An 18,865-nucleotide genomic window follows, 5' to 3' on the forward strand; every position below is an offset into this window, starting at 1 on the left:
GGGCCCGTACGCGGCTGAGCGCGTGCGGGCCCGCCGTCGCCGTTACGCGGCCCGGGCCGCCGTCGCCCGCCTGCGGGCGACGAAGCCGAGGGCCACGTCCAGTACGAGGAAGGCCAGCAGGCTGATCCCCAGCAGCGGGACGAACCATCCCACCGCCGCGGTCACACCGGCGAACGGCAGCAGCACGGTCACCGGCAGCCTGCGCCAGGCCCCGCGCGGCTGGGCGCGTCCGACGGAGAGGGCGCGCCCCCCGGTGGGCCTGCGCAGCCACCACATCCGGTAGCCCCAGACGATCAGGTACATCACCGCGACGGCGAGCGCGGCCAGCGCGATCTGGTTGGCGATCCCGAAGGTCAGGCCCATGTGCAGGTCGATCCCGAAGCGGGTCAGCTGCGCGAGCAGCGGGTAGTCCGCGAACCGCAGCTCGTCCATGATCCGCCCGTCGGCGGGGTCGACGGCGACCGAGTCAAGGTGCACGGGGAGGGTCTTGTCGGCCTCCTTGACCACGTAGCCCTTGCCCTGGGCGGGCAGGGTGACGCGCAGGCTCTCGGTGACCCCTGCGGCACGGGCGGCGGCGACGGCCTTGTCGATGCCGATGTCGGTGGCCGGCATCGGCATGGACATCTCCGTGCCGTCGGGCATGACGTGCCCGGCGTGCTCGCCGCCGCCGTCGGCGGCCCCGGCGCCCGGGGTGAGCTTGGCGGCGACGGAGGGGGTGGCACCGCCGAGGCGGTCCTGGAGCTGTCCGATGTTCTCGCCGGCGTACTTCGACCAGGTCAGACCGGTCGCGGAGAGGCCGACGAGGCCCACGGCGGCCCAGAGGCCGACGCTGCCGTGCCAGGAGAGGGTCTTGCGGCGGCCGGTGGCCGTGCGGTCGGGGACGACGAGCAGGGCCTTGCGGGTGCGGCGGCGGCCGATCCACAGGGCGAGGCCGCCGAGGGTGACCACCCAGAGCCAGCTGGCGGCGAGTTCGCTGTAGTTCCGGCCGAACTCGCCGAGCTGGAGGCTGGCGTGGAACTCGCTCAGCCAGGCCCGCAGCGGAAGCGCGTCACCGCTGGTGGTGAGCTGTCCGCGGACCTCGGCGGTGTAGGGGTCGACGAAGACGGTGAGGGTCTTCCCTTCCTCCAGCCGCGGGTCCTCCATGATCACCCGGGTGGTGGCGTCGGGCTCAGGGGCCGGCCACACGCCGACGACCTTGCCCTGGGGCTCGGCGGTCCTGGCCGCCTTCACCTGGGTGCCGAGGGGGACGGGGGCCTCGCCGACGGTGTCCACGGTCAGCTCGTGGGAGTACAGGATCCGCTCGGCCTGCCAGGACCCGGCGTACAGCAGGCCGGTGGCGGCGGCGAGGAAGAGCGCCGGGGCTATGAGCAGCCCGGCGTAGAAGTGCATGCGCAGCAGCAGCGGCCGCAGGGCGGCCCACCCTCCGGCTGCGCCGGTCCGGGGGGCTGCGGTGGATCCGGGTGCGGATCGCGCCGTGGCGCCGGGGTCGGCGTCCTGCCGGGGGGCGTCCGTGAGGTCGTCAAGGGACATGTCGGTCCTGAGGTTCGGCGAAACAGGGGAATCGGCCCCCGGTCTCGCCGCGTGCGCCGGTCAGTGGGCGCGGGCGGGGAGCGGCCGGAGGGCCGTGGTGCGGGTGTCTCGCCGACCGGGCGGGCCCCGGCGTACGGCCGTGTGGGCGTGGACGGCTCCGCGCAGGCGGCGCGGCGGGCGGTACGCGGGGCGTTGCGCGGGCGGGCCGGGTACCGGGGCGGGCCGGGTGCGGAGCAGTACGAGGACGCGGGCGAGCGGGCGGGCGGCCAGCAGGGCGACGGCGCCGAGGGCCCCGGCCAGCCCGAACACGGCCGCCTCGCCCCAGGCGAGCCAGAGGGCGCAGAAGACCCCGGCGATCAGGTGCGCGGCGACCATCCCGAAACCGCCGTGCCCGGCCATCCCGAACACTTCGACGACCCACCCGATGGCGGAATCCACCCCGTCCGCCATACCGGTGGCGGAGGCCATCCCGTTGGCATGGGCCATGCCGGAGTGGGCCATGCCGGTGGCGTCGGCCAGTCCCGCGGTGTCGATCAGGCCGGTCGAGTGCGCCAGGGCGGCCGGGTCGTGCAGCCCGACGGAGCGGGCCGCCCCGGCGACGTCGGCGACCCCGGACGCATGCGCCGAAGCGGCATCGGCCAGCCCGGACGCATGCGCGGAGGCGGCATCGGCCAACCCGGGGACGTGGGCCGACCCGGCATCGGCCGGCCCAGGCCCGGGGGGCGCCCCGGCGGCATCGGCCGGCCCCGGCAGGTGAACCGCCCCACCGTCGGCCGGCCCGGACACGTGGGCCGACCCGGCATCGGCCAGGCCGGACGCATGCGCCGACCCGGCGTCGGGGAGCCCTGGGCCGGGGGCGGCCGATCCGGCCGGGTGCCGCGACGCGCGGTGGTGGCCGGCCATCGGGGCGGAGCCGTGGGCGTGGCCCTGGCCGGCGGAGAAGGCGACGTGCAGGGCGCCCTGCACCGCCAGCAGCGCCGCCGTGATGCCGAGCGGGCCGCAGCGGCGTCCGGCGGCCGCCCAGGCGAGGGCGGCGGTCCCGGCGAAGGCGCCCAGGAGCGCGGGCAGCGGGATGTCCGTGCCCGACATGCGGGCGTGCCCCACGGCGGCCAGCGCCACGCACACCGCCGCGAACATCGCGGCGCGCGGGGCGCGCATCGGCACGCGGGGGCGGGGTTCAGACATGTCCCGGTCATGCTCTCACGGGGCCCGGCGCCCCACGCGCCGGACCCGTATCCGATCATGGACGGGTGAATCCACAGCCATGGTCATGGTCGAAGCCGCGCCTCGGGCCGCTCGGCGCGCTCTACGCCGGCGGGGTCCAGCTCGGGGCCCACGCCCTGGAGCGGCTGGCCCCGGCCGAGCGGGAGCGGATGCTGCGCGACTGCTCGACGAACGTCGACAACCTCGACGGCGGCCGCTGGGAGACCCTGCTGAGCAGCGCGCTCGTCGTCGAGGAGCCGATGCCGCTGCCGTACGCCCTGCTGCTGGTCGCGGTGCTGGGGTACGCGGAGTACGCGTACGGGGCCTGGTGGACGGCCGCGGTCTTCCTCTTCGGGCACGCCTCGGCGACGCTCCTCGTCTACGGGGCGCTGCGCCGCACGGCCGACCGGGAGACCCGTCGGGCCGTGGACGTCGGCACCAGCTACGGGTTCAACGCGGTGCTCGGGGCGCTGACCTCGGCCCTGCCCCGCGGAGCGGTGCGCACGACGGCCCGGGCCGGGCTGCTGGCCCTCGCCGTGCGGCCGGTGCTGCGGCGGGAGCGGACCTTCACCGACGCCGGCCACCTCGTGGCGCTGGGCCTCGGCATCGGGGTCTCGTTCGCCGTCGATTATCTTTCCGGATCAAACCATCGGAAAATCACTCATATCTGAGCAAGGGCGTGCCCGCGGCCGCCACCGCGTCGCGCCCGGCAGGACCCGCAGGACCCGTACGACCCGCATGACACGGGTCGCCTCACCCCGCGCGGCCGGGCCCTCCCGCGCCGCGCGCAGAACGCTGGAGCCGCCACGATGACCGCCACCGCCACGCCCTCCACCACCGTCGCCAACCTCCGCGACCTCGGTGGCACCCCGCTCGCCGGCGGCCGTACCGTCCGCTCCGGACTGCTGCTGCGCTCCGGCGCCCTCGACCGGCTCGACCTCGACGCCGACCCGGCCGTGGCCGCGCTGGGCCTGCGCACGGTCATCGACTTCCGCAGCGACGCCGAGCGCGCCGACCACCCGGACCGGATACCGGACGGCGTCCGCCTGCTGGTGCGCGACGTCCTGGCGGACAAGATCAGCGAGGCCCGGATGCCGGCCGCCGCGCAGCTCAAGGACCTCCTCGTCGACCCGGTGGTGGCCGAGGAGCACCTGGGTGACGGCAAGGCCCAGGCGCTGTTCGGCTCGGTCTACCGCTCCTTCGTCACCACCGCCTCCGCGCACGCCGCGTACCGGACGCTGCTGACCGAGGCCGCCGACCCGCAGGCGGGCCCGCTGCTGTTCCACTGCACGGCCGGCAAGGACCGTACGGGCTGGGGCGCGACGGTGCTGCTGTCGCTGCTCGGCGCCGACGAGGACACACTGATGGCCGAGTACCTGTCGGTGAACCCGGCGGTGAAGGCGGCGTTCGCCCCGATGATCGAGGGCTTCACCGCCGCCGGCGGGGACCCGGACATCGCGCTGGCGCTGATCGGCGTGTTCCCCGCGTACCTGGAGGCCGGGCTCGACGAGCTCTACCTGCGCTTCGGTTCGATGGAGAAGTACGTCCGCGAGGGCCTGAAGGTCCCGGACGAGACGGTCGAGGCGCTGCGCGCCCGGCTCGTCGCCTGACCGGACGAGCGGGCCCGGCGTCACGCCCTGCGCGCACGGTTCATCCGAACGTGTGCGCTGGTGCTGGTGACCATCCCACGATTCGCTCGTTCTGCTGAACGTGACTGCGCCGGATACCGCCACCCGCCCCCTGCCCCCCGATGTCGAGCAGGCCGAGGCCGCCATCGTCGAGCACTACCCCCGGCTGGTGCGGCTCGCCTACCTGGTGCTGCCGCCCTCCCTCGGCCGCACCCGGCGGGTGCTCACCGCCCATTCGCTGACCCAGCGCGCGCTGCCGCGCGGGCGGCGGGCCGCCGACACCTCGGCGGCGCAGGGCGGGGTGCCGGCGCAGCGGGGCGGGCTGGGCGGGCCCGAGTCCGGATACGCGTACGTGCGGCTGCGGGTGCTGCGGTCCGCGCTGGAGGCGGGGATCCCGCTGACCTTCAGGAAGCTCCCCCTGCGCGGGCAGCTGCCGGCGCTGCTCCCGCAGGTGTGGGGGCTGCGGCTGTTCCCCCGGGCGGGCGGGGCCGAGGAGCTGGCCCTGGACCAGTGGCTGGCCACCCTGAACGGCCCGGGCCGGGCGGCGTGCGTGCTGCGGGCGCTGGAAGGGCTGGCGGAGCCGGACGTGCTGCGGGTGCTGGCGGAGGCCGGGGTGGCCGACCCGGCCGCGGCTGTCGCGGAGTCCGGGGACCCCGCGCACGACGCCCTGTTCGCCTCTCCCGAGTTCGACCCGTGCGTGCTCCAGGCCCGGCCCACCGACCTGCTGCGCCGCCGCCGCTTCGCCCGCGCGGCGATGGCCGGGGCGGCCGCCCTCGCGGTGTGCGGGGCGCTGCTGGCCCTGCCGGGCGGCGGCTGGGGCGCGGACGGGCCCGCCGCGCCGCCGTACGCGCGCAACGCCGCGGCGGAGCAGGCCCTGGACCCGGGGCAGCTGGTACGGGTCGCGCCCGCCGCGTGGCGCACGTCCTCCCGTACCGACTACTCCGCCTGGCCGGCACGCGGAGACCGGGCCGGGGACACCGGCCTGCTGCGGCGGGCGCTGGCCGTGTGGGCCCGCCCGGGCAAGGCGGTGGTGGTCTCGGCCACCCCCGGGACCCCGTCGGGGCCGCCGATGGGCCCGGCACAGCTGCTGTTCGCCGGGAACGTGGACCAGGCGGTGGTGGTGCTGCTGTACGACGGGCTGCGGGTGGTGCGCTACGCCGAGCCGCGCAACGGGACGGCCGGCGCGGCCCTGGACTTCGCGCGGACCGACGGGGCGACGGCGGACACCGCGACGGCCCTGGTGCTCAGCCGGGTCGACGGCAACGTCCGCTACCTGACGGCGCCCTGGGTCACCGGCGCCGCCGTGCGCGACCTGCTGAAGCCCGGTGCGGAGCCGGCCGCGCTGAAGCTCACCCCGGACGGGCTCACCCCGCCGGTGCAGGGGCCGGCGGCGAACGGCGAGTGCACCGGCTGGAACGCGCTGGCCCTGACCGGTGACGGGGCCACCCGGCTGGTCACCGACCTGGGCGAGCTGACCCCGGCCCGGCTGACCTCGGGAGCGCCGGGGGCCGCCCGGGACGTGACGGAGGCGGCGGAGCTCGGCGAGTGGTCGAAGACGGCGTGCCTGCTGGCATCGGTGCGCTCGCACGGGGTGCGGTCCGTCAACGCGTGGACGTACGCGAAGCAGCCCCTGCCGGAGGGCGACGGGGCGGCGACCTGGCTGTGCAGCCGGGCGGAGACCTGGCAGGGGACGGCGGACCGGGTCCAGGTGCAGTTCCTGGCGCCGGGGGCGGCGCTGGCCGCGCAGGCGGCCAAGGCGGAGGGATCGGCGGCCTGCGGGCCGCGGGAACCGCGGGTGCTGGCCGGGGTGCTGTGGAAGTCCCGGGCGGGGCAGTGGTACGTCCTGGCCGCGGGCAGCGCGCAGTTCGCCTCCCTGACGGCGACGGGCGGCGGGGTGAACGGCAGCGCGAACGGCAACCGGCTGGCGGTGAAGGCGCCGGAGGGTGCGCAGGTGGACCTGTCAGGGAAGCTGACGGACGGGACCCGGGCCGGGGCGCTCCGCTAGGTTCCGGGGGCTCGGGTGGTCGGTCGACTGCGGGCTGGTCGTGGCCGGTCGCGTGGCTCCCCGCGCCCCTGGAGGGGCTGCCCCCGGGGGATTCCGTGGCGTCGGAGGGGTTTTCCTCGGGCGTACCCCTCAGTACATTGACGCCATGTCTAATACGCCGCTCGCCCCCGCCCCCGTGGCGTCGGAACACATGGACCTCCAGGCGCGGAACGTCTCCTTCTCCTGGGAGGACACCCCCCTGCACTGGCTGCCCGGCGAGCCGTTCGCCGGACACACCATCAACGTGCTGCACCTGCTGCTGCCCGCGGGTGAGCGCTGGTTCGTGCACGTCTACAAGCAGGTGCTCCCGTACATCACGGACGAGCGGCTGCGGGCGGACGTCGTCGGGTTCATCGGGCAGGAGGCCATGCACGCCGCCGCGCACGACGACGTGCTCCCCCACCTGGGGCGTCTCGGACTGGACCCCACCCCCTACACCGCCCAGGTCGACTGGCTCTTCGAGAAGCTCCTCGGCGACCGCACCCTGCCGCCCGGCCGGGCCCGCACCTGGTGGCTGATGGAACGCGTCGCGATGATCGCCGCGATCGAGCACTACACGGCCTTCCTCGGCGACTGGGTGCTCAACGCGCAGGAGCTGGACCGGCGCGGCGCCGACCCGATGATGCTGGACCTGCTGCGCTGGCACGGTGCGGAGGAGGTCGAGCACCGCTCCGTCGCCTTCGACCTGTTCATGCACGTGGACGGCAACTACCGCCGCCGGGCCCGGACCTGGGCCACCGCTTTCGCCGCCCTGGTGTTCCTGTGGCAGCGCGGCACCCGCTTCTTCGTGGAGAACGACCCCCTGCGGCCCGGCGCCAAGGCGTCCCTCGGCCAGTTCGTCCGGGCGGGACGGCGAGGGGTCCTGCCCTCCACGGGGGCCATGCTGCGGTCGATCCCGACGTACCTCTCGCGGACCTACCACCCCTCCCAGGAAGGATCCACCGCCCAGGCCGCGGCCTACCTGGCCTCCTCCCCCGGCGCCAACGGCGGGGTACGGCCGTGAGGCGGGCCCTGGCCGTCACGGCGGTGGCGGGGGCCGCCGTCCTCACCCGGCGCGCGCTGCGCAGGCGCATCGGCCGCTCCCCCCTGTGGCCCCTCCCCGCACTGGAGACCCCGATATCGGGCCGCTCCCCGCGCCGCTGGCTGCGCACGCTGATCGTCTCGCGCACCGAGCCCGCCGCGGGGGTGCTGCGGCTGGTGCTGGAGTCCGGCGAGCTGCCGGCCTGGACCCCGGGGGCGCACGTGGACGTACGGCTGCCGTCGGGGCTGGTGCGCCAGTACTCGCTGTGCGGAGACCCGGCCGACGCCGGCCGCTACACGATCGCCGTCCGGCTGGTCGAGGACGGGCGCGGGGGCTCCCGCGAGGCGCACGCCCAGCTGGTGGAGGGCTCCGAGCTGGAGGTGCGGGCGCCGCGCAACCGGTTCGAGCTGCTGCCCGCCCCCGCGTACGCCTTCGTCGCGGGCGGCATCGGCATCACCCCGGTCCTGCCCATGCTCCGCGCCGCCACGCAGGCGGGCGCCGGCTGGACCCTGCTGTACGCGGGCCGCTCACGGGCGTCGATGCCCTTCCTGCCCGAACTCGCCGCGTACGGGGACCGGGTCACGGTCGTCGCGCAGGACGAGGCGGGCCTGCCCGACCTGGCCCCGCTGGCCGGACTCCGGCCGGGCACGCTGGTGTACTGCTGCGGCCCGGAGCCGCTGATGGATGCGGTCCGGGCGGCGGCGCCCGACCCGTCGGCGGTGCGCCTGGAGCGGTTCGGCGCGGCGGTGACCGGACCGGCGCGGGCCTTCACCGTCGAACTCGCCCGCACGGGCGGCGCGGTGGAGGTCGGGGCGGGCGAGTCGGCGCTGAGCGCGGTGCGCCGGGTCCTGCCCGACACCCCGTACTCCTGTGAGCAGGGCTTCTGCGGGACCTGCCGGCACCGGGTCCTGGCGGGCGCGGTCGACCACCGCGACGAGCTCCTGACGGACGAGGAGCGCGTGGACTCGATGCTGCTGTGCGTTTCGCGCGCCGCCTCGGACCGGCTGACGCTGGACCTCTGAACAAGTGGCCCGCCCGCCCTCGAAGTAGGGTGTCGGCATGACGACCGGGGTGCGGCGCAGGATGGGTGTCGAGGAGCGGCGGCAGCAGCTGATCGGGGTTGCCCTGGAGCTGTTCAGCCACCGCTCCCCCGACGACGTGTCGATCGACGAGATCGCGGCGGCGGCGGGGATATCCCGGCCGCTCGTCTACCACTACTTCCCGGGCAAGCTGAGCCTGTACGAGGCCGCGCTGCGGCGGGCCGCCGACGAGCTGGCCGAGCGGTTCGTCGAACCGCACGAGGGTCCGCTCGGCGCCCGGCTGCTGCGGGTGATGGGCCGGTACTTCGCGTTCGTCGACGAACACGGGCCCGGCTTCTCGGCGTTGCTGCGCGGCGGTCCGGCCGCGGGCAGCAGCCGGGCCAACGCGATGATCGACGAGGTGCGGCAGGCCGCCTACGAGCAGATCCTGCTGCACATCGGCGTCCGGCAGCCCCCCGCCCGGCTGGAGCTGGTGGTGCGGTCCTGGGTGTCGCTGGCCGAGTCGACGGCGCTGCTGTGGCTGGACGGGCGGCGGATCCCGCGGGCCGAGCTGGAACTCCAGCTGGTGCACGACTTCGCGGCGCTGGCCGCCGTGAGCGCCGCGTACGACGAGGAGATGGCGGGGATCCTGGTGGACATCCTGGCCGGCGAGCCGGCGGACGGGCCCTTCGGCGAGCTGGTCGGACGGCTGGCTGCGCTGGTGCCGGGGCCGCGGGAGGGCGGACAGGACAGGTGACGGTCCGTCCGGGGCCGGGTGGGCCCGGACGGCGCGGCTGGCGATAATGCCCGCGTGATCATTGACGACGGGATCGTGTTCCGGGCGGCCGAGGAGAAGGACGCCGGAATCCTGGTGAAGCTGTACGACCAGGCCGCCCGGTGGATGCGCAAGCAGGGCATCGACCAGTGGAAGCCGGGCGAGAAGGACGCCGCGCACTTCCGCGGGAAGATGCGCGACGGGGAAGTGTGGCTCGCCGCGGACCCCGACGGGCAGGTCGTCGGGGCGTACGAGCTGTGGTGGTCCGACGAGGAGGCCTGGGGGGTCCAGCCGCCGGTCGCCGGGTACGTGCACCGGCTGATGGTGGACCGCGAGACGGCCGCTCCGGGGACCGGGCTGCGGATCCTCGAACACGCCGAGCAGCGGATCGCGCGGACCGGGCGGGAGCGGGCGCGACTGGACTGCGTGTCGACGAACCCGCGGCTGCTGGCCTACTACCAGGGCGCCGGCTACCGGGTCGTGGGTGAGTTCCCGTCGAAGCAGGCCGCCGACGGCCGGGTGTACGGGGTGATCCTGCTGGAGCGGCGCCTCGACGTCTGAGCCGCGACGGCGGCGGCACGGGGCGGGGCGGGGCGCAAGCCCGCCGTGCGCGCCATGCCGGGGCGGCTCTCGGCCGTCCGCCCCGGGACCGGTTGCCCGTGTTCCCGGCCCGCCGGTACTGATGGTCGCGACCAGTCGGTACCAGGAGGGGAACACCATGAGGATTTCCATGAGCAGGCCCGCGGGCGCCGTCGTGGGGCTGGCGCTGGCGGGCGTGCTGGGGGCCGCGGGGGTGGCGGGGGCGCAGCCGCGGCCGTCGGCGCCGGTGCGGGACGGGGCGGTGGCCGAGGCTCCGGCCTCGGTGGTCGCGGACGTCCAGGCGGCGGCCGCCCGGCAGCACGCGCTCGCGCCGGCCGCGCGGACGGTCTGTTACGCCGCCCACGTACAGGACGTCGGCTGGCAGCCGGCGGTGTGCGACGGCGCCGTGGCCGGTACCACGGGGCAGAGCCGCCGGATGGAGGCCGTGACCATCGCGACCGGCGGGACCGGCGGGATCTGCGCCGACGCGCATCTGGCCGACATCGGCTGGCAGGGGTGGCGGTGCGCGGCCGACGGCAAGGCGGTGACGGTCGGCACCACCGGGCAGTCCCGGCGGATGGAGGCACTGGGCCTCCAGGTCGGCAACGGCAGTGTGGCCGCGCAGGCGCACGTGGCGGACTACGGCTGGCTGAACGCTCTCAACGGGAACCCGGTGTACGTGGGCACGACCGGGCAGTCCCGACGGATGGAAGCCGTCCGCGTCTGGGTCTGAGCCGGACGGCGTGACGGGGTGGTGCCGGACCGCGGCCGGCACCACCCCGTCTGCGTGCGGGTGCGTCAGGAGCGCTTGAACACCGCGACCGTGCGCGCCGGGGTGGTGAACTCCCCCGCCGCCCGGTCGTACGCCGACGCCTTGACCACCGGGTCGGCGCCGGCCGCCTGGAGCGGGTGCAGGGCGTAGCCGGTACCGGCGAGGGCGGGGACGCGCTGGGCCTGGGCGGTGGGGGTGGCGTTGAAGACCACGACCAGGTCGCCGAGGGCCATGGTGAGGACGCCCGGGGTCTCGCCGGGGCCCGACAGCGGGAAGGACAGCCGGTCCTGGACCGCCTGGGCCGTGGTGAGCGCGAAGGCGGGTTCGGTCGTACGAATCCTCAGCAGGTCGCGGTAGGCGGCCGAGGTTCCGCCGATCTCCGGGCAGCCGGGGACCGGTCCGGTCAGCAGGGGTTTGGCGTAGGGCCACTTGGCGCGGTTGTCGGCGGCGGGCGGCAGGCCGCGGCCGAAGCCGTTGCCGTCGCGGCAGTCCCAGTGCAGGGCGTTGAACCAGTCGCCGCTGTCGAAGGAGTTGCGGTCCAGGGACTTCGAGCGGAGCAGGTCGCTGCCCGCCTGGGAGAGGGCCGGGCCCTGGGAGAGCGCGGCCGTCGCCAGGGCGAGGACCTGCATGCGGGCGCGGTCGGCGGTGGAGGTGCCGGCGGGGAGCTTGTAGGCCAGGGCGTCGTACAGGGACTCGTTGTCGTGGGCGTCGGCGTAGGCGAGGGCGTCGCCGGGGGCGGCCGCGTAGCCGGCCGGGGCGCCGTTGTAGTCCAGCTCGGAGCCCTTGGTGCGGCGGCCGGTGGAGTCGGTGAACGCGTACGGGGCCAGGTTGCCGGTCAGGCCGACCTTGAGCAGGTCCTGGTCGTGGAGGAGGCGGGCGCGCTGCTGGTCCGGGCTGCCGTTGGCCGGGGAGCCGTTGGGGTCGGTGAACAGGCCGGTGGCGAAGCCCTGGACGCGGGGGTCCTCGTCGAAGGGTCCGCCGCCGCGCACGGCGTCGCGGGCGCGGTCGGAGAAGGTGGCGATGCCGGTGCCGGCCATGTTCTTCTGGGTGGCCTGGACGAAGCGGGCGTCGTCGGCGACCTCGCCGAAGTTCCAGCCCTCGCCGTAGAGGACGATCTTCTTCCCGTCGACCCCGTCCTTGGCGACGGTCAGCTCGTCGAGGGCCTTGCGGACGGCCAGGATGTTGGCCTTCGGGTGGTGGCCCATGAGGTCGAAGCGGAAGCCGTCGACCTTGTACTGCCTGGCCCAGGTGACGACGGAGTCCACGACGAGGCGGCCCATCATGGCGTTCTCGGGGGCGGTGTTGGAGCAGCAGGTGGAGGTGGCGACGCTGCCGTCGGCGAGGAGGCGCTGGTAGTAGCCGGGGACGATGCGGTCGAGGACGGACTGGTCGGCCTGCCCGGAGGCCACGGTGTGGTTGTAGACCACGTCCATCACGGTGCGCAGCCCGGCCCCGTTCAGCGACTGGACCATCCTGCGGAACTCGACGGTGCGGGCGGTGCCGTTGGGGTCGCTCGCGTACGAGCCCTCGGGGACGGTGTAGTGCAGCGGGTCGTAGCCCCAGTTGAAGCCGTCCTTGGCTGCGGCGGCCGCCACGCAGGCCTGCTGGGCCTCGGAGTCGGGGGCGTAGGCCTTGAGGTCGCAGGCGGGTGCGGTGCGGGCCTTGGGGTCCTCCGGGACGCTGCCGAAGTCGAAGGCCGGCAGGAGGTGGACGTAGGACGTGCCGGCGGCGGCGAGGTCGCGCAGGTGGCGCATGCCGGCGGAGTCGGTGTCGGTGAAGGCCAGGTACTGGCCCGGGTGCTTGCTGGTGGGGTCCGCGACGGAGAAGTCGCGGATGTGGAGTTCCTGGATCTGGGCGCTGGTGAAGGGGACGGGGGCGGGCTTGCGCAGGTCGCGCCAGCCGGGCGGGGCGAGCTTGGGGTCGGCGAGGTCGACGGCGAGGCTGTGGGTGGAGTCGGTGGTCAGGGCGGTGGAGTAGGGGTCGGTGACGAGGTTGCGGACGATCCGGCGGGTGCTGGGCGCCCAGACGGTGACGGCGTAGCGGTAGGGCTTGCCGGTCCAGGAGCGTTCGCCGCGCACGGACCAGACGCCCGTGGTGTCGTCGCGGCGCATGGGGACGGTGCGGCCGTCGAGTTCGAGGGCGACCTGCTGGGCGGTGGGGGCCCAGACGGAGAGGGTGGGGCGGCCGTCCGCGAAGACGGGGCCGAGGGGGGTGCGGGCGGCGTTCGCGGCGTAGAGGTCGTCCAGGACGCCGGCGAGCTGGACGCCGGTGGCGGCGAGGACGGCGCCGTTGGCGGCGCGGGCGCTCGCGACGAGCTGGCCGCGCAGGGCCTCGCGGACCCGGTCGCGGTCGCGGGGGTCGACGGTGAAGGCGGAGTACGAGGAGAGGTGCGGGAACTTCTGCTTCTGGGCCGGGGTGAGGGCGGAGCGGGTCAGGCGCAGCCACCGGGCCCCGGCTTCGTGCAGGACGCCGCCCTCGGCGGTGATGCCACCGTCGCGGGAGGCGAGGAGCTGGGCGGAGGCGGCGGTCGCGGGGGCGTTCCAGGCGAGGGTGTCGCGGTCGATCCAGACGGCCTCGGCCTTGGTGAGGTCGAGGGCGGCGCCGGATCCGGCGGGCTGCGGCAGGAGGTACTTCTCGCGGCCGCCGAGCATCCACACCTCGTGGCCGGTGGCCCTGAGGTCGAGGGACTGGTCGGCGGGGAGGTCCTTCTCGTCGCCCTTGTGGAGGATGTAGCTCAGGCTGGTCGCGCCGGCGGCGAGGGGGACCTCGTAGACCGCGCCGTAGGAGTCGGTGCGGGCGGGGAGCAGGGGCTTGGACCAGTCGGTGGGGGTGGCGGCGCCGGTCCACACGTGCAGGCCCCAGCCGTCGTAGGCGCCGTCGGGGCGCTGGTAGTGGAGGACGGCCTTGGCCTGGTCCTGGGGCGGGTAGGCGGGGCGGTCGGTGCGGGCGGTCTCCTTGCCCTGTTCCAGCCAGACCTCGCCGCTGCGGCTGAGGTCGAGGGTGCGGTCGGCGGCGACGTCCTTGGTGCCGTCCTTGTCGATGACGAGGTAGCCGAGGGTGGTGGCGCCGGGCTTCAGGCGGACGTGGGCGAAGGCGCCGTAGGCGTCACGGCCGGTGAAGGGATGCCCCTCGGGCCAGGGCGTGGCCTCCCCGTCGGCGAGGTCGCCCCAGGCGTACAGGCGCCAGTCGGTGTAGTTGCCGTCGGGGCGGTTGTAGTGGACGACGGCGTAGTCGCGCTGGGTGGCGGTGGGGGGTGTGGGCGGCGGGGTCTGCCCGGCGGTGGTCGCGGCGAGGGCGGAGGCGGTGCGGCCGGCGGGGTCGACGGCCACGGCCTTGTAGCGCAGGGGGGTGCCGGCGGGGGTGGTGGCGTCGAGGGACTGGGTGACCTTGTAGGGGGCGTGGTCCGCGGAGCCGAGGACCTTCCAGGGGCCGTTGCCGGTCTGCGCGGCGAAGACGACCCGGTCGAGCGAGCCGCCCGGGGCGTCGGCGGACAGCTCCACGGTGCCGGTGGCGCCGGGGGCGGGCGGCGTGAGGGTGAGGGTGGGTCCGGTGGCGGGGACGGGGAGGGGGGCGGTGGCCTTCAGGACGGTGGTGGCGAGGGCGGGAACGGTGATGGTGAGCTTCCCGGCGGGGGAGGCGGTGGTCAGGCCGGTGGAGTAGAGGGCGTTGGGGGTGGTGGCCGCGGAGCGCCCGTAGAGGGTGCGGTAGACGGCGCCGGCGGGGGCGTCGATCCGGACGGTCCTCGGCTCGGCGGCGTTGTTGGCGGCGACCAGGTACTCGGTGCGGGTCGCGGGGTCGGTGCGGGCGAAGGCGTAGACGGCGCCGTCGGAGAGGCGTTCGCCCTGGATGCCGTCGCGCAGCGCCGGGTGGTCCTTCACCAGCTTCGAGAGGGCACTGATCTGCTGGTAGAGCGGGTGCTCCGGGTCGTAGGCGTCGCTCGCGGCGGTGCGGGTGGTGCCCAGTTCGTCGTCGTCGAGGTAGTCGGCGATCCGGGTGGCGAAGAGCGGCTGGCGGGCGTCCTTGTCTCCGCCGGAGCCGGTGAAGCCCTGTTCGTCACCGGAGTACACGACCGGGTTGCCGCGGGAGAGGAACATCAGCTCGTTGGCGAGCCGGTAGCGGTCCAGCAGCTCGGCCTCGCCTGCGCCGGGCCGGTCCTGCTTCAGGAAGCTGCCGAAGCGGCCCATGTCGTGGTTGCCGAGGAAGGTCACCTGTTCGTAGGCGTTGGCCTTGTCGGTCGTGTACCGGTAGTCGTCCGCGAGGACGGAGGCGAGGCGTCCGGCGGGCGCGCCCTGGGAGGCGTAGGCGCGGACCGCGTCCTGGAACGGGAAGTCGAGGGTGGCGTCGAGCCGGCCGCGGGTCACGTACGGGGAGGTGACGGCGGTGTCGGCGGAGTAGACCTCGCCGAACATGAAGAAGTTCTTGCGGCCGCGCTTGGCCGCGTACTGGTCGAGGGCGGTGGCCCACTGGGTCCAGAAGTCCATGTCGACGTGCTTGACGGTGTCGATGCGGAAGCCGTCGACGGCGAAGTCGCGGACCCACTTCTCGTAGATCTTCTCCATGCCGCTGACGACCTCGGGGCGCTCGGTCCACAGGTCGTCGAGCCCGGCGAAGTCCCCCTGCTCCGCCGATTCCCCGGCGAAGGTGGAGTCGCCCCGGTTGTGGTACATCGACGGGTCGTTGAGCCAGCCCGGGGACTTGAGGTCCTTCTTCGCGGCCGGGACGGTGGGGGTGCGGGGGAAGGTGCGGGCGGCGTCGACGGCGGGGAACTTCTTCTTCCCGTCGGAGTGGCCGGCGTCGTCGAAGGGGACGCCGTCCTTGGTGAGGTAGGGGAATGCTCCCTCGGAGAGGTAGTCGTGGGACCCCTCCTTGTAGTCGACGACGTCCGCGGTGTGGTTGGTGATGACGTCGAAGAAGACCTTCATCCCCTTGCCGTGCGCCTTGTCGATGAGGCGGGCCAGGTCGGCGTTGGTGCCGAAGTGCGGGTCGACCTGGGTGAAGTCGGTGATCCAGTAGCCGTGGTACCCGGCGGAGGCGTTGGTGCCCTCGCCCTGCACGGGCTGGTTCTTGAAGATCGGCGCCAGCCAGATGGCGGTGGTGCCGAGCCCCTTGATGTAGTCGAGGCGGTCGGTGATCCCCTTGAGGTCGCCGCCCTGGTAGAAGCCCTTGTCGGTGGGGTCCAGGCCGGTCTGCAGCCGGGTCCCGGTCAGTCCGCCGGTGTCGTTGCGGGGGTCGCCGTTGGCGAAGCGGTCCGGGAGCACGAAGTAGAACTGTTCGCGGGTCAGGTCGTGCCGGGAGGGCTCGGCGGCGAGCTTCGCGTCCGAGGGCGGGGCGGGGGGCGTGGCGGCGGCCGCGCCGTGGGGCAGGGCCGGCAGGACGGTCACGGCCAGGGCGGCGGCGACGATCCCCGCTGCGGGGCGTATCAAGGGGTCTCTCCTCGGGGAGGTGAGGGCCGCCCGGCGTGGCAGGGTCAGGGGTGCCGGGCGGCCCTGGTCGGGGGCGCCGGGTCAGTTGCGCCAGGTGTCGGTCAGGGTGACCTTGCCGTTGGCCGGGACGGTGGCGGAGCGGTTGGCCCCGCTCTCCCAGGTGACGTTCCCGGAGGCGTCCTTGCGGACGTACTTGTAGGAGAACGCGGTACCGGCGGGGAGGGTGACGTCGAGCTTCCACACGGGATAGGAGGCCGGGTCGAGCTTGAGGGTGGTGCTGCCCGGGCTCCAGTTGCCGAGTTCGGGGCGGTCGCCGGTGACGTAGACGTCCTGGCCGGGGACGGTGGTGGCGGTGACGGCGAAGGAGGCGCCGGCGGCGGTGGAGGGCGTCCCCGTTCCGGTGCCGGATCCGGAGCTGGTGCCGGTGCAGGTGCGGGCGCCGGTGTGCAGGGCGAGGGCGGTCTGGGGGGCGAGCGTGGCGGTGAAGCGGCCGCTGGTGTCGACGGTCACGGCGCGACCGCTCTGGACGTCGCAGTAGGTCCCGCCGGGGAGGGAGGTCTGGAAGGTCCGGGTCAGGGTGCCGCTCTCGTGGTTGAGGGCCACGTACGCCTTGGTCCCGCGTCCGAAGGCGATCTGGTTGCCCCCGTTGTCCCACCAGTCGGTGACGCCCTGGCCGCGGGCTGTGGCGCGGAAGGCCACCATCGAGGAGATCTCCGGCCAGGCGTGCTGGCACTTCCACCCGTCGGTGTAGCAGGCGTTGACGGTGCCCCCGTTGGGCGGGCCCGCGTCCTTGTCGGTCCACTCGTAGCCGGAGTGGACGTCCGGGGAGCCGTACGGCCAGGCCAGCATGAAGACGGAGGCGAGGGTGTAGTTCGCGCCGTCCTTGTAGTTGAGGGTGTCGCCGACCCGCTCGGTGTCGTGGTTGTCGACGAAGACCGCTGACTGCGCGGAGGGCATGTAGCCCCAGCCCTCACCGAAGTTCTTCAGATAGGCGAGCTTCTCCCCCTGGAAGACCCGCTTCAGGTCGCGGGCGTACCGGAACTCCTGCACGTCCCCGTTGCCGAGGTACTCGTCGGGCTGCACGGCCTCGCCGGCCCCGTAGATCGCCTCCTGCTTCCAGTAGGCGGAGGGGTTGGTGAGGCGGGACTTGATGTTGGCCAGGTCGGCGGCGGGCATGTGCTTGGCGGCGTCGATCCGGAAGCCGTCGACGCCCAGTGACAGCAGGTCGTTGAGGTAGCCGGCGATCCGGCCGCGTACGTACGCCTCGCCGGTGTCGAGGTCGGCGAGCTGGACGAGCTCGCAGTTCTGGACGTTGGCGCGGTCCTGGTAGTTGGAGATGGTCGCCCGGCAGTCGTCCATGTCGGCGCCGGAGTAGACGCCGGGGTAGTCGTACTTCGTGTACGAGGAGCCGCCGGTCCCGACCCCGTCCCCGGCGGCCATGTGGTTGATGACGGAGTCGGCGACGACCTTGACCCCGGCGGCGTGGCAGGTGTCGATCATCCGCTTGAAGGAGGCCCGGTCCCCGAGCCGTCCGGCGATCTTGTAGCTGACGGGCTGGTACGAGGTCCACCACTGGGAGCCCTGTATGTGCTCCTGCGGCGGCGAGACCTGGACGTACCCGTACCCGGCGGGACCGAGGGTGTCGGTGCAGGCCTTGGCGACGGAGTCGAACCGCCACTCGAAGAGCACGGCGGTGACGTCCTTGTCCCCGGGCGGGGCGGCCTGCGCCTGCGGCGCCTGCGCGGTGAGGGAGGCGGCGGCGAGCGCGGCCACCGCGAGGCCGGCTCTGCCGGTGCGCGCGGATACGGATCTGGCCATGGGGGGGACCTCCTGGCGGGAAGGCGTGGGGGGTTGCACGCGACCGTAGGGGGCTCCCAGGAGTGTTGCAAGACCTTGCGCAAGAGATTGCAGAATTGTTTCCGACGTAGCCGGGCAAGCTGTGGCATCCGGCCCCACGCAGTGCCGTTTTTGCAGGTGAACCCGTCGGTCCAGGCGGCCTAGCCGACGGCCCCGCCCCGCCGCCGGCCCCGGCCCCGGCGACTACACCCCGTGATGTGATCAAGCACCTGACGGCGCGCGGCCTGTCCGCCCTCGCCCTGACCGCCCTGCCGGTCCTCGCCCCCACCCCGGCCCACGGCGCCGCCCCGGCCGCGCCCGCCCCGGCCCTCCACCGCAGGGTCTTCCCCGAACCCCCGCCGGCCGACGTCGTCCGCGCCGAACTGGACCGGCTCACCGTCGAGCCCCCGCACTCCATGGCCGGCTACAGCCGGGCGATGTTCCCGCACTGGGCGCGGCAGTACGGGGAGTGCGACACCCGCGAGGTCGTCCTCTCCCGTGACGGCCACGAGGTGACCCAGGACTCGGCCTGCCGCGCCATCACGGGCACCTGGTACAGCGAGTACGACGACAAGACCGTCGACTCGGCCTCCAAGATCGACATCGACCACATGGTCCCGCTGGCCAACGGCTGGCGCTCCGGCGCCGACACCTGGGACACGGCCAAGCGCAAGAGGTTCGCGAACGACCTGGACAACTCCCAGCTCATCGCGGTCTCCGCCGCCTCCAACCGCTCCAAGGGCGACCAGGCCCCCGACCAGTGGACCCCGCCCAACACCTTCTACTGGTGCACCTACTCCAGGGCGTGGACGCACATCAAGAGCCTGTATGGCCTGAGCGTCACGGCGGCGGAGAGGACCAAGCTCATCGAGATGCTCAACACCTGCGACTGACGCGAGCCCGTCAGCGGCCGAAAAAACAGGGGTGGGGGTGGGGGATCCCCCCCCCCCCCCCCCGGGCGGGGCCGCGTGTTTTGTAGGTTTACGGCGGGCCCGCGGCGGCCCCCCCCCGGTTCTCCACCCGCGGCGCCCCGGG

At 74.4% G+C, this 18,865-nt stretch carries 13 protein-coding genes; 9 read left to right on the forward strand and 4 right to left on the reverse strand.

What is annotated here, in order from left to right; translation table 11 throughout:
• Positions 1 to 42: 42 nt before the first annotated feature.
• Together WDV06_RS24025 and WDV06_RS24030 are read right to left on the reverse strand one after the other, a co-directional pair.
• Positions 43 to 1,530 (reverse strand): PepSY-associated TM helix domain-containing protein, encoded by a 1,488-nt coding sequence (locus WDV06_RS24025; RefSeq protein ID WP_395511853.1) that lies wholly within the window; start codon positions 1,528 to 1,530, stop codon positions 43 to 45.
• Between the two features lie 60 nt (positions 1,531 to 1,590).
• Positions 1,591 to 2,715, reverse strand: coding sequence for a hypothetical protein (locus tag WDV06_RS24030; protein ID WP_395511854.1), 1,125 nt, complete (start codon positions 2,713 to 2,715; stop codon positions 1,591 to 1,593).
• A 65-nt stretch (positions 2,716 to 2,780) separates the two neighbouring features.
• On the opposite strand from WDV06_RS24030, the gene WDV06_RS24035 reads away from it, so the two are divergent.
• The 8 genes from WDV06_RS24035 to WDV06_RS24070 all read left to right on the forward strand — a co-directional run bounded on the left by WDV06_RS24035 (position 2,781) and on the right by WDV06_RS24070 (position 10,532).
• Positions 2,781 to 3,404 (forward strand): rhomboid-like protein, encoded by a 624-nt coding sequence (locus WDV06_RS24035; protein WP_395511855.1) that lies wholly within the window; start codon positions 2,781 to 2,783, stop codon positions 3,402 to 3,404.
• 138 nt (positions 3,405 to 3,542) lie between these two features.
• Positions 3,543 to 4,343 (forward strand): tyrosine-protein phosphatase, encoded by an 801-nt coding sequence (locus WDV06_RS24040; protein ID WP_395511856.1) that lies wholly within the window; start codon positions 3,543 to 3,545, stop codon positions 4,341 to 4,343.
• Between the two features lie 100 nt (positions 4,344 to 4,443).
• On the forward strand, positions 4,444 to 6,366 hold the full coding sequence (locus tag WDV06_RS24045) for a hypothetical protein (RefSeq protein WP_395511857.1): 1,923 nt from the start codon (positions 4,444 to 4,446) through the stop codon (positions 6,364 to 6,366).
• Between the two features lie 145 nt (positions 6,367 to 6,511).
• Positions 6,512 to 7,408 (forward strand): metal-dependent hydrolase, encoded by an 897-nt coding sequence (locus tag WDV06_RS24050; protein ID WP_395511858.1) that lies wholly within the window; start codon positions 6,512 to 6,514, stop codon positions 7,406 to 7,408.
• On the forward strand, positions 7,405 to 8,448 hold the full coding sequence (locus WDV06_RS24055; RefSeq protein ID WP_395511859.1) for a PDR/VanB family oxidoreductase: 1,044 nt from the start codon (positions 7,405 to 7,407) through the stop codon (positions 8,446 to 8,448). Before WDV06_RS24050 ends, WDV06_RS24055 begins: the two co-directional genes overlap by 4 nt.
• Positions 8,449 to 8,485: 37 nt before the next feature.
• The gene (locus tag WDV06_RS24060) at positions 8,486 to 9,202 is read left to right on the forward strand and encodes a TetR/AcrR family transcriptional regulator (RefSeq protein WP_395511860.1); all 717 of its coding nucleotides are present in this window, start codon (positions 8,486 to 8,488) and stop codon (positions 9,200 to 9,202) included.
• A 54-nt stretch (positions 9,203 to 9,256) separates the two neighbouring features.
• A complete protein-coding gene (locus tag WDV06_RS24065; RefSeq protein ID WP_395511861.1) occupies positions 9,257 to 9,781 on the forward strand; it encodes a GNAT family N-acetyltransferase in 525 nt (174 codons plus the stop codon).
• A 157-nt stretch (positions 9,782 to 9,938) separates the two neighbouring features.
• Entirely contained in the window at positions 9,939 to 10,532 is a 594-nt protein-coding gene (locus WDV06_RS24070) for a polysaccharide deacetylase (RefSeq protein WP_395511862.1), read from the forward strand.
• Positions 10,533 to 10,597: 65 nt separating this feature from the next.
• Here the strand turns inward: WDV06_RS24070 and pulA are convergent, their stop codons facing one another.
• Positions 10,598 to 15,994 carry a pullulanase-type alpha-1,6-glucosidase gene (pulA, locus tag WDV06_RS24075; protein WP_395511863.1) on the reverse strand — a complete coding sequence of 1,799 codons (5,397 nt, stop codon included), beginning with the start codon at positions 15,992 to 15,994 and terminating at the stop codon, positions 10,598 to 10,600.
• 81 nt (positions 15,995 to 16,075) lie between these two features.
• Positions 16,076 to 17,812, reverse strand: coding sequence for a carbohydrate-binding module family 20 domain-containing protein (locus tag WDV06_RS24080; RefSeq protein ID WP_395511864.1), 1,737 nt, complete (start codon positions 17,810 to 17,812; stop codon positions 16,076 to 16,078).
• 236 nt (positions 17,813 to 18,048) lie between these two features.
• On the opposite strand from WDV06_RS24080, the gene WDV06_RS24085 reads away from it, so the two are divergent.
• Entirely contained in the window at positions 18,049 to 18,723 is a 675-nt protein-coding gene (locus WDV06_RS24085) for an HNH endonuclease family protein (RefSeq protein ID WP_395511865.1), read from the forward strand.
• The last annotated feature ends 142 nt before the right edge of the window (positions 18,724 to 18,865 follow it).

It is taken from the genome of Streptomyces racemochromogenes (assembly GCF_044129415.1).
Lineage (GTDB): Bacteria > Actinomycetota > Actinomycetes > Streptomycetales > Streptomycetaceae > Streptomyces > Streptomyces racemochromogenes_A.

Bases quoted from the DNA above. Each gene is read 5' to 3' on its own strand.
- WDV06_RS24025 (WP_395511853.1), bottom strand. From the start codon at position 1,530: ATGTCCCTTGACGACCTCACGGACGCCCCCCGGCAGGACGCCGACCCC.
- WDV06_RS24030 (WP_395511854.1), bottom strand. From the start codon at position 2,715: ATGTCTGAACCCCGCCCCCGCGTGCCGATGCGCGCCCCGCGCGCCGCG.
- WDV06_RS24040 (WP_395511856.1), top strand. From the start codon at position 3,543: ATGACCGCCACCGCCACGCCCTCCACCACCGTCGCCAACCTCCGCGAC.
- WDV06_RS24050 (WP_395511858.1), top strand. From the start codon at position 6,512: ATGTCTAATACGCCGCTCGCCCCCGCCCCCGTGGCGTCGGAACACATG.
- WDV06_RS24060 (WP_395511860.1), top strand. From the start codon at position 8,486: ATGACGACCGGGGTGCGGCGCAGGATGGGTGTCGAGGAGCGGCGGCAG.
- WDV06_RS24070 (WP_395511862.1), top strand. From the start codon at position 9,939: ATGAGGATTTCCATGAGCAGGCCCGCGGGCGCCGTCGTGGGGCTGGCG.
- WDV06_RS24080 (WP_395511864.1), bottom strand. From the start codon at position 17,812: ATGGCCAGATCCGTATCCGCGCGCACCGGCAGAGCCGGCCTCGCGGTG.